General features: G+C 45.0%; 7 protein-coding genes. 5 read left to right on the top strand and 2 right to left on the bottom strand.

Annotated elements, in window-relative coordinates; genetic code table 11:
• The first annotated feature begins 7 nt into the window (after positions 1-7).
• The 3 genes from LX99_RS07655 (at position 8) to LX99_RS07645 (ending at position 3,975) form a co-directional block, all read left to right on the top strand.
• On the top strand, positions 8-460 hold the full coding sequence (locus tag LX99_RS07655) for a pyridoxamine 5'-phosphate oxidase family protein (protein ID WP_022831593.1): 453 nt from the start codon (positions 8-10) through the stop codon (positions 458-460).
• Positions 461-816: 356 nt separating this feature from the next.
• On the top strand, positions 817-2,874 hold the full coding sequence (locus LX99_RS07650; protein WP_170122654.1) for an ATP-binding protein: 2,058 nt from the start codon (positions 817-819) through the stop codon (positions 2,872-2,874).
• Positions 2,875-3,084: 210 nt separating this feature from the next.
• Positions 3,085-3,975, top strand: coding sequence for a sialate O-acetylesterase (locus tag LX99_RS07645; protein ID WP_109607318.1), 891 nt, complete (start codon positions 3,085-3,087; stop codon positions 3,973-3,975).
• A 27-nt stretch (positions 3,976-4,002) separates the two neighbouring features.
• Here the strand turns inward: LX99_RS07645 and LX99_RS07640 are convergent, their stop codons facing one another.
• Complete coding sequence (locus tag LX99_RS07640) at positions 4,003-8,175, bottom strand: hybrid sensor histidine kinase/response regulator transcription factor (protein WP_109607317.1); 4,173 nt, start codon at positions 8,173-8,175, stop codon at positions 4,003-4,005.
• Positions 8,176-8,737: 562 nt separating this feature from the next.
• Here LX99_RS07640 and LX99_RS07635 point away from each other — a divergent pair.
• Positions 8,738-9,865: an alpha/beta hydrolase-fold protein gene (locus LX99_RS07635; protein WP_109607316.1), complete on the top strand. Its 1,128-nt coding sequence runs from the start codon at positions 8,738-8,740 to the stop codon at positions 9,863-9,865.
• A 124-nt stretch (positions 9,866-9,989) separates the two neighbouring features.
• Here the strand turns inward: LX99_RS07635 and LX99_RS07630 are convergent, their stop codons facing one another.
• Positions 9,990-12,542 (bottom strand): glycoside hydrolase family 9 protein, encoded by a 2,553-nt coding sequence (locus LX99_RS07630; protein WP_109607315.1) that lies wholly within the window; start codon positions 12,540-12,542, stop codon positions 9,990-9,992.
• Between the two features lie 482 nt (positions 12,543-13,024).
• On the opposite strand from LX99_RS07630, the gene LX99_RS07625 reads away from it, so the two are divergent.
• On the top strand, positions 13,025-14,941 hold the full coding sequence (locus tag LX99_RS07625) for an alpha/beta hydrolase-fold protein (RefSeq protein ID WP_109607314.1): 1,917 nt from the start codon (positions 13,025-13,027) through the stop codon (positions 14,939-14,941).
• Positions 14,942-14,974 lie beyond the last annotated feature (33 nt).

Genomic DNA, 14,974 nt, shown 5'->3' with positions numbered 1-14,974 from the left:
TGCCATTATGTTAGGAAAATTAACACAACCGGAAATTGAAGCTTTATTAAGCCGGCAAATTACGGGCCGCCTTGGATGCCATGCCGAAGGCACTACCTACGTTGTACCTGTTAATTACGTTTATAAAAACGGAATTATTTATGCGCACTCCGGTCCGGGAAAAAAGATTGAGATGATGCGGCAAAACCCTGAGGTTTGTTTTGAAGTGGATGAGATAAAAAGCATTTTTAGCTGGAAAAGTGTTATTGCCTGGGGAAGATTTGAAGAGATTACCGAAATTGACGAACAGCAACAGGCAATGCAGGCCTTAATTCACCGGATCATGCCACTGGTTGAACAACCTACCGGCCATCCCTCCCATGGAATCATCGAAAGCGAGTACGACCTCGGTGATAAAATAGACGTTATAGTTTACAAGATCATCATCGACAAAACAACCGGCCGTTTCGAGCAGAATTGATCTGTTACAGGCGCGAAGCTATACTTCTTACAAACAACCGCTTAAACCTGCGGCGGCCCGGATAAACATATCCAATAAGCCGGACACCTTAATTTATCTACATTAATAGTTATTGATCCTGACCAGCAATTTGGCAAAAAAATTCGTTAACCGGGTTATTGTTCATACCTGTAAAACGGTAGTGCTATAGTTTTTCTTAAAAATTTTGATTTAATATAAAATTTTTACACAGAATGTTATATTTATCCAAATTATTGAATATTGTTTGACAGCATCCTGACAATTAACAATAACGTTCAGGTGCAGTTGGTGGCATTTTCATGGCCTCAGTACGGCCCGGTTATTATGATGATGCTATGGGAAAATTATTAAGGGGTAAATTAAGAACAGCGGTTTTGCTTTCTTGTATCTTTATCGTTATAGCCTGCGGGCGATCAAATACCCCGGGTTCGGATAACCTGCCTGATATCTCGGCTATTATAGAGCGGGCAACTGTTTATAAAGATCAGGGCGCTACTAAAAAGGCCCTCGCTTTAATAGATTCGGCGCGCCATACCTATCCGGGTGCAGGACCTGCAGATCGCAGCCGCATTTATAAATTTATGGCTAACTGGTCGCTGGGAAAAAAAGACTATGAACTTGCAGGTCTTTACATAGACAGTATGCAACAGGTACTTAATCCCTTTGCAAAACAAACCGGCTATGATCTCTTATATGCTGATTCTTATTTGATGAAAGGAGATCTCCTTTTTTCGCAGGGCCTTTACAGTTATGCTTTTCAATACTACTTCAAAAGCCGCGAGCAAATACTTGAAGATAGTGCCCGAAAAGATCTGCATTTTTTTACTGCTCACTACTTTGAACGCCTCGCCATGATCTCTTATAAACAGGAGAACTTCGCACTCGCCGGCAGCTATTATAAGAAAGAGGTGGGCGAGATCGATAAGACCGGCAAAAGTGATTTTAATTACATTTTTGATAAGCAGGGCGCTCTGAGTAACCTTTCCAGCAGTTTCTTAAAATCCGGATTACCAGACAGCGCTTTATTTTATTACCGTGAGGCCCTGCAATTCCTGGAACAAAACCTTACAAAATATCCGGAAAAGAAAGATTTCTTTGAAATGGCGCGTGGTGTGATTGTCGGTAATATGGGCGATGCATGGATGATGAAAAAGCAATACGCTCTTGCAGAGCGTTCTTACCGGGAAGATATTGATATTAATGACCGTCCGGGACGATACAAGCAGGACGCTTTAATGACGAGGCTGAAACTCGCCAGGTTATTTATGCAAACCGGCCGCCTGTCGCAAGCCGGTTTACTCCTCGCGTCGGCCGGCAGGTCGCCCGTACTGGCTGACACTGACAGTAAGATCAACTTTTTGATGACCAGGGCCGACTATTCCCAGGCCGTTGGCAAATATGTTGATGCGCTTGATGACCTCCGCAAAAGATCAATATTGCGGGATTCTATACAACAGTACAGAAGGAAGCTCCTCAGTGCCAACATGAACGGCATATTTAAGGTAATGGAAATGGAGAGCGAGAAAAGATCAATGGAAAAACGCGATCAGTTTGAAAGCGCCGCGATCCTTGTTTTCTCCATCATGGTGTTCATCATTTTAGCGATGCTATCCCGAATGATCTATACTTCGAGAAGGCGGGTTAAAGATGGAGAGACAAGAAACTCGGAGTTACGGCTAACGCTGCGGGAAATGGAAGTTACTACCAGGGAAAGAATAAGAGTATCAGACCTGCTTGCCCATGACCTTAGAAACCCACTGCACGCGCTTTCCACTATAGTTTCATTGATGCTTGAGGATAACCGAAACGATGAAGATACAGAAATGCTTGGCATCGCTAAAGAGTCGATCATGAAGATTAATCTCATCATAGACGACATTCTTCACAAGGATAAAAACGTTGATCAGGGAAAACTGGACTTCAAAGAGATAGACCTGGCCGCGTTGCTTCGTCACAGCGTAGCGCTGCTTCGTTTTAAAGCAGCCGAAAAACAGCAAAAGATCATTAAAAACAGTGTTAGATCGTTGATTGTCTTCGCTGATCAGCATAAGCTGTGGCGCGTTTTTAATAACCTGTTGGTAAACGCTATTAAATTCAGTCCAAATAACACAACGATATGGGTTGAACTTAACGAATCGGATGGACTGGCAATCTTAAGCATCCGCGACGAAGGCATAGGGATTCCTGATCACTTGAAAGAACGAATATTCCAGAACACAGCCGAGGCCCGGCGGGTTGGTACCGCGGGGGAAGAAACATTCGGGTTAGGATTGTATGCTTCGAAACAGATTGTTGAGGCCCATGCAGGTAAAATTACTTTTGATGATCGTCCCGAGGGCGGGACTACCTTTTATGTCTGTCTTCCTTTGGGAGGCCCCCGGAGCAGTTCATAAACTTACCGGTCGGCATCCGCCGCATGTCAGGATCGGGTTATTTTAAGGCAATCCTGCTACCCACCTGTGTGAACAGGAACAGGCAGGACAAAAGCTCAACAATTGTTATAGCACTTTCAACAATAGTTGTAATGGTTTAAACCATGGTAAGGGTACTTTTAACTAATAGCTACCGTCCAATTTGCCGGTATTAAAAAACCCCAAAACATCATGACCAAAATCCGCCTTGCTGTTAGCTTATTGATCATTGCCGCCTTATATGCAGGCACCGCGTCGGCCCAAAACAAAAAGTTTTATATTTTTTTATGTTTCGGTCAATCAAACATGGAAGGTAACGCCCGCATACAACCACAGGACACGACGGTCGATCCGCGTTTACGTGTTTTAGAAACTGTTGACTGCCCCAATCTTAAACGCAATAAAGGCAACTGGTACACCGCCGTACCGCCTTTGGCAAGGTGCTACACCGGCCTTACCCCCGCCGATTATTTTGGCCGTACCCTAATAGCCAGTCTGCCCCACGATATCACAGTTGGCATAGTGAATGTATCGGTTGCTGGTTGTAAAATTGAGTTATTCCAGGAAGATAGTTATAAGACTTATGCTGCTACAGCCCCATCATGGATGGTAAATATGATTAACGAATACGGCGGCAATCCGTACGGACGATTAGTTGAAATGGCTAAGCTGGCACAAAGAGACGGGATCATCAAAGGGATCTTACTACACCAGGGCGAATCAAACCCGAATGATAGCCTTTGGACACAAAAAGTAAAAAGCATTTACGATAGGTTGATCAAAGACCTGCACCTTAAAGCAAGGAAAGTTCCGTTGCTGGCCGGAGAGCTGGTTAACGAAGACCAGGGAGGCAAATGCGCCGCTATGAACAAGGTTATTAACCAGCTACCGGAGGTTATCCGTAACTCTTACGTAATTAATTCGGCCGGCTGCCCGGCAGCGCCTGATAAGCTGCACTTTACGGCCGAGGGCTACCGGATGTTGGGTACACGGTACGGACTTCAAATGCTTAACCTGCTCGGTTATAAACCGAAGGACTCGGCAAATGCGGTGCCTGTTCAGGTAACCGGCGGCGGCAGGTAAGTGGATTCTGCAAATCAACAAGGCAGGTTACGCCACGCTTTTAACGCTCACTTTTTTTACCCGGTACTCTGATGGCAATATGTTATATTTTGCCTTGAATGATTTGGTGAAATAATGCGGTGTAGAAAACCCGATGGAATAAGCTATCTCGGCGATAGTGAGATCGGTTTTTTCGAGCAATACAGTTGCCTTATCCAGTTTTATGGAACGGATAAACTCCACAGGAGGCTCGCCGGTAAGCTCAGTGATCTTACTGTAAAATGAGCCCCTGCTCATACTGAAGTGATGGCTGATCTCCTCGACCGAAAATTTCGGGTTGTTCATATTTTTCTCGATATATATCACCACATCTTTAATAAACCGCTCTGATGGTGATTCAATATCCAGATCTTCAGGGATAACCTTTATCTTTTTCTGGTAAGTTTCCTTAAGCGAATTATTTAAGTGCAGCAGGTTTTTGATCTTGATATTCAGTATATCGAAATTAAAGGGTTTGGTGAGGTAATCATTTACCCCCAGTTCCAACCCGGCAATCTGGTCTTTTTGGCTGGCCATAGCCGTTAATAAGATGATCGGGATGTGGCTGGTCCGCTTATCTGCCCGGAGCTTGCAGCTCAACTGTATCCCGTCCATATAAGGCATACTGATGTCGCTTACGATTAGGTCCGGGTGTACGGCAAGCGCCTTATGCCAGCCATCGCGGCCGTTAATTGCTTCAGTTACTTTATAGGCAGCTCCGAGGTTTCCGGCCAGGTAATGCCGCATTTCGTCATTATCCTCAATAATAAGTACGTGCGGCAGTTTAACGCCTTTTGCCGCTTCTGTAGTAGCGGGTTTGCCGACGGTATCACCCTCAACAAAATCTACAGCAATGCTGGATTGATTTTGTTGAGGTATTGCCGTTTCTGTTAGGGCGATAAACGGCAACGAGATCGTAAATGAAAAAGTAGATCCCTTACCTAACTCACTTTCTACACCTATTTCACCACCATGCAACTGCACCAACTCGTGTGCTATGGATAAGCCAATCCCGCTGCCCTGGTTAAGGATAGCCGGCTGTGCATCGGCCTGGTAAAACCTGTCAAAAACATGGGCTGCCTGCTCCGGCGATATCCCGGTGCCTGTATCTGTAACCGAGATAGCAAGCAAGTAGGCATCACCATCGGCAGATATAGCCGGAGCGCCAACTTCAACGGTAACCTGCCCCCCTGCCATAGTAAATTTAACGGCGTTGGACAACAGGTTGAATAATATCCGCTCCACTTTATCGTGATCAAACTTTACAAACAACTGCTCACAAGCGGTTTTAAAAACGGCATGTATCTTTTTCCTGTTTGCCAGATCGTAAAACGAATCGGCAACCTCTCGCGCAAACGAAATAAACTCCCCTTCAACCAAATTGAGTTTAAGCTGATTTTCTTCAAGTTTTCTAAAATCGAGCAATTGGTTAACAAGGTTAAGCAACCGGCGCGAATTTCTTTTAATCACACCTAATTGCTCAGAAACCGCCTGGGTATTTGGCTGCTCCAAAAGCTTATCTACCGGAGCCATTATTAAAGATATCGGCGTCCGGAACTCATGACTTAGATTGGTTAAAAAACTGATCTTCATTTCATCAAGTTCATGACGGGCATCGGCATCCTTGCGTTCCTGCTCATCACGAAGTTTCTTTTTGAGCTTTTTGATGCCTTGCCTACGGATAAGCAGTAATACCCCAAATGCCAGCAATACATAGCAAACGTATGCATAAACGGTCATCCAGAATGGGGGCTTCACGATAATTTTCAATGCGGTGCCCGTGTAATTCCATTTTCCGTCGTTATTAGCGGCACGTACCCTGAATGTGTACTCGCCCGGATCAAGATTGGTATAACTGGCCGTTGTTGATGTCCCGGCATTTTTCCACGAATTGCTAAAACCCTCTAAAATGTAGGAATACCTGTTTTGTTGCGGAAGCGTATAATTAAGCGCCACAAAATTGATAGCAAAATCCTGTTTATATTTAATGGTGATTTGTCGCTCTTCGCTGATGTTAACAGGTTGCGGGTTATCATGATCGGGCGAAATCCGCTTATTATCCACAATAAGGGTGGTAAGCATAACCGGCGGAACATTTTTGTTGAGCCTTACATCTGTCCCTTTAAAATAATTAAACCCGGCTACCCCTCCAAAATAAAGTGTACCATCGGTGGCCAGCAGGCCTGATCCGTTTAAAAATACATTATTCTGAAGGCCGTTATCACCGCAATAAACATAAAGTTTCTGGTCTGCCGGATCGATGCGGCCAATACCCTGGTTGGTGCTGAACCATATATTGTTCGTTTTATCCTGCAAAATTTTACAGATCACACCGTTGGGCAACCTGTTATTATATTTAAAGGGGATTATTTTTTTCTTTAGATAACTATAGTAAAAAAGGCCATCGCCATTGGTGCCTATCCACATATTACCGTTTGCATCCTTTTTTAAGGATAAAACCTCTGCTATGGGTAAGCCCGTATTAGTTGGGTTAAAAGTATCAAACAGCCCGGTAGCCGGATTATAGATGGCAATGCCTGTGCCGTACGATCCTATCCACATGTTGCCATCTTTATCTTCTTCAAAAGCCCGGATATAACCGTTTGATGGAAATTCGCGACCTTTTTTTGCAGATAACGAGGGAGCGAACCTGCGAAAACTGTTTGTCCTGGTATCATAAATATCAATACCGGCGCCATTGGTACCGATCCACACATTGCCCAGGCGGTCCTCCTTGAACGCGAAAATGTTATTCTGGCTGATATTCAGTTCCCCGGGGCCTTTGGTATATTGGGTATAAGCGTTGTTAACGGTGTTCAGTTTAAACAGCCCGTGGCCGAAGGTTCCTATCCAAAGTTGCTGCCTGTGATCCAGCAGCATAGCCATGATTGGCAAACCCGCCGAGTTTATTTTTTCTTTAGGCTGTATAAGAACATGGCTAAAACGGTTGGTTTTGTTATTAAAGATGCTGAGACCGCCGCCGTCGGTGCCCACGTATAATTCGTTATCACTTTTTTGCGCAAAGGATGATACGATAGGCGCACGCAAGCCAAAGGGATCCAGTTCGGTGGATTGGACGTAATTGAACAGCGTAAGGTTTTTGTCGTATTTATTAATGCCGCCCATATAGGTACCCAGCCAATAAATACCCTGGGGGTCGACATAGATACTACGGATCGATTTACTGTTGAGACTGTACGGATCTCGCGGATCATGCCGGTATCTCACAGCTTTACCGGTGTTAATGTCCATTACGTTGAGGCCTCCCTCTGTTCCAACCCAGATATGATCTTTATCATCAGCGGCTATACTGTAAACAATATCACCGCAAAGCGACTGCTCATCCTTATCGTTGTAACAATAATTTATAAAATGCTCACCGTCTTTGGCAAGGCGGCTCAGGCCATTTGATGTACCTACCCATATATTACCGGCTTTATCCTCTGAAACAGTCATGATAATATCCGAGGGTAAACTCCGGGGATCACTTTTTTGATGCCTGAAAGCCTTAAAGTTTTTACGTGCTTCATCATATAAATATAAGCCTGAGCCGGTGCATACCCACATCCTGCCATGGCCATCCTCAAAAATATAGGTCATACTTTTAGCTGGTATCCCACCCGGTTCATCTCCACCGGTCTCCAAATGCCTGATATGTTTGCGGTCGGCAGCAATCACGTCAAGGCCGCTTACCGTACCTACCCAAACTTCACCCCTTCGGTTCGCATACACGGCGGTTACTACATTCTGGCTAATACGCTGCCCTTTTAGCGATGAAGTAAAGGACCTGAATACATCCGCCTTCCTGTCATAATAATACAGCCCGAAACCTATGGTACCTACCCATAACGTACCGAAACGGTCCATACTCATGCTGCTTATTTCGTTCGAACCCGGTTCTACCTGCCGTTTCACACCGAGCGGATACACTTTAAACCGCTTACCGTCATAGCGGTTCAAACTTTCGGATGTGCCTATCCACATCATTCCGTTCATATCCTTCATGATTGTGTTAACAGCATTACCCATTAAACCCTGTTTGGTGGTTAACGCCGTAAATTTCAGATTAGGTTTTTGAGCATGCGCCGGGAAGCATACAGCGGTTAAAACAACAGCGGCGATACTGCAAAGCAGCGCGTAAATACTTCCATGCTTATACAACAAGCGTAAAGAATACATCATAACAAACAGGTTATAAATCTCCGGTGCGGGTATAGGCCGCAGGAAAAAGTTATTGATGAACTATGGTTTAAAAAATTGGTAAAGACGACGGTTCCCTAACACATCATTAACCAAATTTACATTTTACAACAATGAAACAGGCAAACATTTGTTCAAAGAAATAACACTATTGTTCAATTATAACCATAATTATTGTACAAAAGTGAATATATAGCAATTTAAATTTATAACAGAAAGATGCCGGCTATTAACAAAAGTTGTAAAATTCGGCTAAAAAATGCGCACACCATTTTTTGCTGAAAGATACCTTTACGTTAATAAAATTGGCTTCTATCCACTTGTAGAGCCTTTATAAACTATTAAGCAAATACCTTATTGGTAAATAGTTTAGCGGTAAGCCGGTGGCAGATACTCAAAATAACAGAAAGAAACTCATTTTAAAATATGTGTTATAAAAACAATTAATAGTATTTAATAACAATTGAATACAAAAGGGCTGATGCCCACCGAAAAAACATACAAAAACTGCTGAACTACCATACATAAACCTCAATAATCTATTATGAAACCGAAACACTTACTTGCCTTGTTCGCCGTTACGTTTGCTTCCGGTATTTGCATGGCGCAAACCTCATCAAATTCAATAACCGACGATTTTAAACCGTCTGCGCTTAACCAACCGGGACAGGAATACCCACAGGTAAACTCGCAGGGTTACGCCCGTTTCCGCATTAATGCGCCAAAGGCCGATAGTGTTAAAGTAAGTCTTGGCTTGGGTGGTCGCGGCGGCACCAAACTTACAAAGGGAACCGACGGGTTCTGGACAGGCACCACGGAGGGGCCGATGGATGAAGGATTTCATTACTACCATCTAACTGTAGACGGCGGGGTGTTCAATGATCCGGGCACATTGAATTTTTATGGTTCCACACGATGGGAAAGCGGCATTGAAATACCTGCACATGATCAGGATTTTTACGCCCTTAAGGATGTTCCGCACGGCAACGTGCAGCAGATCCTGTTTCCGTCAAAAAGCACCAATACATCGCGCAGGGCTTTTGTTTATACTCCACCGGGGTACGATAAGGAAAAATCAAAAAAATACCCGGTATTATACCTGCAGCATGGATGGGGCGAAGATGAAACCGCCTGGAGTAACCAGGGGCACGCCAACCTGATTATGGATAACTTAATTGCGGCGGGCAAAATACAGCCATTTATAATTGTAATGACTTATGGGATGACCAACGGCCTGCGGCCCGGCCCAAACGCGCTTAGAAATTTTAACATCGAAGCGTTTCAGACCGTTTTAACAGATGAACTTATCCCCTATGTGGATGCCAGCTTTCGCACCCGGGCCGACAAGCCCCACCGCGCTATGGCAGGCTTATCGATGGGTGGTATGGAAACACATATGATCACGCTGAACAAACCAGATCTTTTTGGTTATTATGCCTTACTTAGCGGCGGAATTTATACGCCAGACGAGCTTAAAGACAAGCCCAAACCTAAACTGGTATTTATAAGTTGCGGAAGCAAGGAACGACCGGATGGTGTTAAAAATGCCGTGGTTGCTTTAAAAGCGGCTGGCTATGATGCTGTATCGTTTGTATCTGAAAACACAGCCCACGAGTTTCTTACCTGGCGCCGCAGTCTTTATGAACTTGCCCCGCTTTTGTTTAAGGAATAGCACCCTTATCTACCCTGTATAGTCCCTGCCGGCATCTGTCCGACAGGGCTATTTTTTATTAGCTGAAATCCCAAAATCACATCGTCCTTTTGTTTCAGCGGTTAATAGTTGATAAATTATTCAGTTAATGATGCAGCCCTAACTGGTTAGCTGCGCCTGATAAAACAACGTATTCGGCACAACCGGCTATCGTCACTTCGTTTTCGCCCCAGAAAAACGGCCAGTCTTCCTTGTTCTCCGGAAAATCGGGTTTAAGCAGCAGGATTCCCGGCACTACACCACCGGCTATAAATCTGAAATCGGCCCGGTTATTACCATAAGTTACCTTTTTTGAACGTACACCCACTGCCGATACAAACGACAGGTTGGAATAAGGATGACAGCCGAAAATATAATCCAGGCCCTTATAAACATATTCGGCACCAATAACATCAGGGAAATATTTGTTAGCGTAATAGTTGGTAATGGCGAAATTAATAACCTGGCCACTACCGCCCCAGCCACCTGGTGTAACAGGCACCCCATATGGGTTTTGCTTATCATAAGCATCGCACGAGGCTTTGTATTTTTGCATGTAGGCCGCTATTTTATCCTGGTAATCTTTATCCATATAAGGGTAAGCCCTTAGCGCGTTTATCATAACAAAACCCGGAAAGCGGTTAAGCATCGGCATGATGAGTTCTTTGAATCGGCCAGCATACTGCTCATCTTTGGTAGTGATGTACAACTGCAGGGCGGCAAGCATTTCGGTACCGGCCATAAACATGTTCCGTGCCCTGGCCGCCGAATCCATATGCATTTTTAAGCTATCATCTTCGTGCCATAGTTTCTGAGCACATTGCAGGCTTTGGAGGGAAAGCGTATCATTATACCCCTTCAGCGCCCGGCTGGCGGCAGCAAGCGCGGCCGTGGTTTGATAATCAAGCGATATGTTCCTGGTAGTGAAGGCCCAACGGTCATCCGGTGTACCGCTTGATTTTCCATCAGTTTGATAGGGCTTTAAGGAAGCGTTGTAAGGCAGGTTATCTGTTTCGTTAACGGCATCACCCAGGTGGTGATATTGGTGCAGGTTCGGCACTATAATACCGCGGGCCGGGTGACCTATATTTACAACCTGTGCCACCAAGTTCAATGTGCCGTGTTCAATTTGCTGTAACAGATCAGGTTTACCATCCGGGCGGTGTATATCCACATAGCGTGTGGCATAATCTACATACGTTTCATCCCGGTTAATTTTAAAATTCTCCCAGGCTTCAACAAAACTCAGCACCACGTTGCAGTGCGACGGCGTTTCAATGTCAAAGTCGCCGGCATCAAACCAGCCCCCAACGTTAAGCCCGGGAATCCTTTCAAGCGGCTTGTATCTGGTATCGGTGGTGGGCCCCATCTTGTAGGTATCAAAATGCTGGTGGTTTGGCGGCGCCTGTAACGCGTCGTCAAGAAAAGGCGCGCCGTGCCATACGCGGTATGCTTCGTTAACCATCATATGGTCCATTTGCACCGGGAACCACACATCCATAGTAGGATGCCCTATATTTTCATAAACGTTGGTATTAATAGGGAACGCGTTGGTTTTCTGATCGCCATAAGCTATAACATACAACCCAGCTTTTTTAATACTGCTGAAATCAAATTTCAGATAATTGTACCGGGTAAATTGTCCCCATTGCTGCAAGGTTGATCTTAAGCGTTCAACGTATTTACCGTCGGGAGTTACTTCAAAAAGGGTTGCGGTATTCAAGGGCTTATCGGTTTTATCAAGTTCTATTACAGCTGTTTTCCGCTGCTCCGGGCGATAACCCACCTGCGAAAACTCAATAACCGGTACACGTTTCCAGCCGGGTATGGCATTAGGCTCGATGTACCAGGTTAATACCTTGCCTGTTTTACCGGGGGGCAATAAGCTGCGTACAATAAACCAGCCGTTTTGTGCAAGGCTGCGGCCATCAAACAATAGCAAATCGGCATCAGCCGATTGTATTTTGATATTTTGAGCCGGATCTTCCGGTGCCATTACCAGCGTTCTGCCGGTAGCGAGCGGCGCCGGGTCGATAAATTCGTTCCTGCCGCGATCATCAAACGTAGTATGACCGGCAAACTGGGGGATCTTTTGGCTTGACGGAAGCATTTTGGTTAAGCCGGCCGGGTAAAGCGGGAACTCCCCGGGCTTTCCGTCAATTAAAAATGTTTTTTCAAAGTAAGCCGATGGTATAACCTCAAGGTTAAACCCTGCCCTTCCGGCCAGTTTTTCGGGAACGGGCTTATCCAGGTACACATTCAGTTCAACGCCATTGCCTTTTGGCGCCACGCTGATCCTCGAATTGAAATCATAATCTTCATAACGCATGGTAACATCAATGCGGTTATTTACGCTGTCAACCGTGCGGTTAACCAGCGTAGGCACCAGGTCCCATTGCTCTGGTGTATTTTGCATACGGACCGCGCCGCCCGTAATGGTACGCACACCGTGGTGGATCAGCTCAACACCCGCCGTTTTTTCATCCTGGAAAATACCGTTGTATTGACTACTGAATACCAGTACGTTTACGCCGGGCGTTTCGAAATAGCCCAGTTTGTTCAGTTTTAGTTTTTGCGCCCCGGAATGCAATGATGACAGGCAAAAGATCAATGCTATCAACAACCTAAACGGTTTTAGCGGGTAAATTTTTAATTGCATGGTTTATAAATTGCTTATAGAAGTTTACGGATTGGTTGTGCCGATTTCGGACTGTACGAAAGTATCCGTACAGAAAATGGTTTGCTACCACAATCCAATATTTTGATAGCACGAATGTACCTGCCTGTTTAACCCTTGAAAAAAGGCATACAATTGTTACAATTTAACCTGACAATGCAGCTGTCGCTAAAAACAATTTACATAACATGTTAAAAATCAATACTTTGAAACAGAACAAAATAAATAAACACCGTATTTATCCTTTAGTTGCCGCCAGGCTTTAACCGGTTTTGATAATTATTTTAATGTGCTTAAACATTCGTTCTATCATTATCGTAATTTGTGTTAACCGCGGCAAAAGTTGTTCGCCTACTTTCGGGTAATCCTCAAACGAGTAAAAACTAAAAATATATTAACCCGCATTAACATGCTGTTGATCCAATGGCGAGTTTAGCTCGGTTGGTTAACAGGTACTAAAAATTATGAAGAAGATAGTCTACCTTACCATCATCAGTATTTTGCGTGCAATGATGGCCCTCTCTCAGCCCGCTGTTAAGCACTCTCCCACTGGCTTTGATAAGCCCCGCACAGGAATAGCGCATGGAAAGCTGGATACCGTTACTTACACTTCAAGAACGGTCGATTCGCGCCGCCGCGCCATAGTGTATCTGCCGCCCGGATATACCCCCAAAAAAACTTACCCTGTTTTATACCTACTACACGGCATCGGTGGCGACGAATTTGAATGGCTTAACCAGGGCACCCCACAGGTGATACTGGATAACCTATATGCTGATAAAAAACTGGAACCGATGATTGTGGTATTACCCAACGGCCGCGCCATGAAAGACGACCGGGCAACCGGCAATATCATGGCGCCGGATAAAGTTGCCGCATTTGCAACCTTTGAGCGCGATTTGCTGGACGACCTGATCCCGTTTATCCAGAAAAAATATCCTGTTTATACTGATCGCGAGCACCGGGCCCTGGCAGGGCTATCGATGGGCGGCGGGCAATCGCTCAATTTCGGATTGGGGAACCTGGATAAATTTGCCTGGGTTGGCGGCTTTTCATCTGCACCCAACACCAAAAAACCTGAAGAGCTTGTACCCGACCCCGAGGCTGCGAAAAGTAAGCTTAAACTGCTTTGGATTTCGTGCGGGGATCATGACGGATTAATGTCATTCAGCAAACGTACACATGATTACCTCGAGCAAAAAAACGTCCCGCATATCTTCAGCGTTGAGCCCGGGATCCACGATTTTAAGGTATGGAAAAATGACCTGTACCTGTTCTCGCAGTTCCTGTTCAAACCGGTTGATATTGATAAATTTAACAGGATGATTCTGGGCGGCCCTGCATCTACCAATATCAGGGGCTCCAAATATCCTTTCATTCTGCCCGACCACCGGGTGGCCTTCCGCCTCAAAGCACCGGAAGCGCAAAAGGTACAGGTTGACCTTGGTAGAAAATACGATATGGTTAAAGACACCGCCGGTTATTGGACAGCCACTACCGATTCGGTAGGCGAAGGGTTTCATTACTATTCGCTGATCATAGATGGCGTAGCTACTACCGACCCTTCCAGTCAAACATTTTACGGTATGGGGCGCATGGCCAGCGGCATTGAAATACCTTTTGATGGCGGCGAATATTACGCTTTGAAAAATGTTCCGCACGGTGATATCCGCATTAAAACATATTATTCAACCGTAACCAAATCATGGCGAAGGTTATTTGTTTACACCCCGCCGGGTTATGATTTGAATAGCCGCGCTCAATACCCGGTGCTATACATCCTGCATGGCGGCGGCGAGGATGAAACCGGCTGGGCATTTCAGGGTAAAACCGACCTGATCATGGATAACCTGATTGCTGCCAAACAGGCTAAACCAATGCTGGTGGTTATGCCGGATGCTAACTTTAGCGGCGCCGGATTTGGCGAAGCAGGCCTTAAAACTTTTGCAAACGAAATAAAACAGAACATTATCCCCTTTATAGAAAAAACATACCGGGTTGACCGAACCCCGCAGGGCCGCGCCCTGGCCGGGCTTTCTATGGGCGGCATTAATACTTTATATACAGGTATTTACAACACCGACACGTTCAGTTATCTCGGGGTGTTCAGCTCCGGTTGGATTTTGCCCATGCAAAATAGCATCGCAGATGCACAATACGATTTTATGAAGAAGAACGCCGCCAAAATCAATACCAACCTTAAAGCGTTCTGGATTGCGATGGGTGGCAAGGAAGATATAGCCTATAAAAACTGCCAGGTTATGCTTGCAAAGCTTGATGAGATGAAGATTAAACATACTTATTACGAGTATCCTGGCGGCCATACCTGGCCTGTTTGGCGAAATGACCTTTATAAGTTTGCACCCGTTCTGTTTAAATAAATCAACGATAAATTTCACCCGAAATATTTAGTT

This window comes from Mucilaginibacter oryzae (assembly GCF_003148845.1).
Lineage (GTDB): Bacteria > Bacteroidota > Bacteroidia > Sphingobacteriales > Sphingobacteriaceae > Mucilaginibacter > Mucilaginibacter oryzae.
The sequence above is the reverse complement of the archived record's forward strand: the minus strand, read 5'-3'. Positions and strand labels throughout refer to the sequence as shown.

What these genes read in the sequence shown, in the direction of transcription:
- LX99_RS07645 (WP_109607318.1), top strand. Translation starts at nt 3,085, where the DNA reads ATGACCAAAATCCGCCTTGCTGTTAGCTTATTGATCATTGCCGCCTTA.
- LX99_RS07630 (WP_109607315.1), bottom strand. Translation starts at nt 12,542, where the DNA reads ATGCAATTAAAAATTTACCCGCTAAAACCGTTTAGGTTGTTGATAGCA.
- LX99_RS07635 (WP_109607316.1), top strand. Translation starts at nt 8,738, where the DNA reads ATGAAACCGAAACACTTACTTGCCTTGTTCGCCGTTACGTTTGCTTCC.
- LX99_RS07655 (WP_022831593.1), top strand. Translation starts at nt 8, where the DNA reads ATGTTAGGAAAATTAACACAACCGGAAATTGAAGCTTTATTAAGCCGG.
- LX99_RS07640 (WP_109607317.1), bottom strand. Translation starts at nt 8,175, where the DNA reads ATGATGTATTCTTTACGCTTGTTGTATAAGCATGGAAGTATTTACGCG.
- LX99_RS07625 (WP_109607314.1), top strand. Translation starts at nt 13,025, where the DNA reads ATGAAGAAGATAGTCTACCTTACCATCATCAGTATTTTGCGTGCAATG.
- LX99_RS07650 (WP_170122654.1), top strand. Translation starts at nt 817, where the DNA reads ATGGGAAAATTATTAAGGGGTAAATTAAGAACAGCGGTTTTGCTTTCT.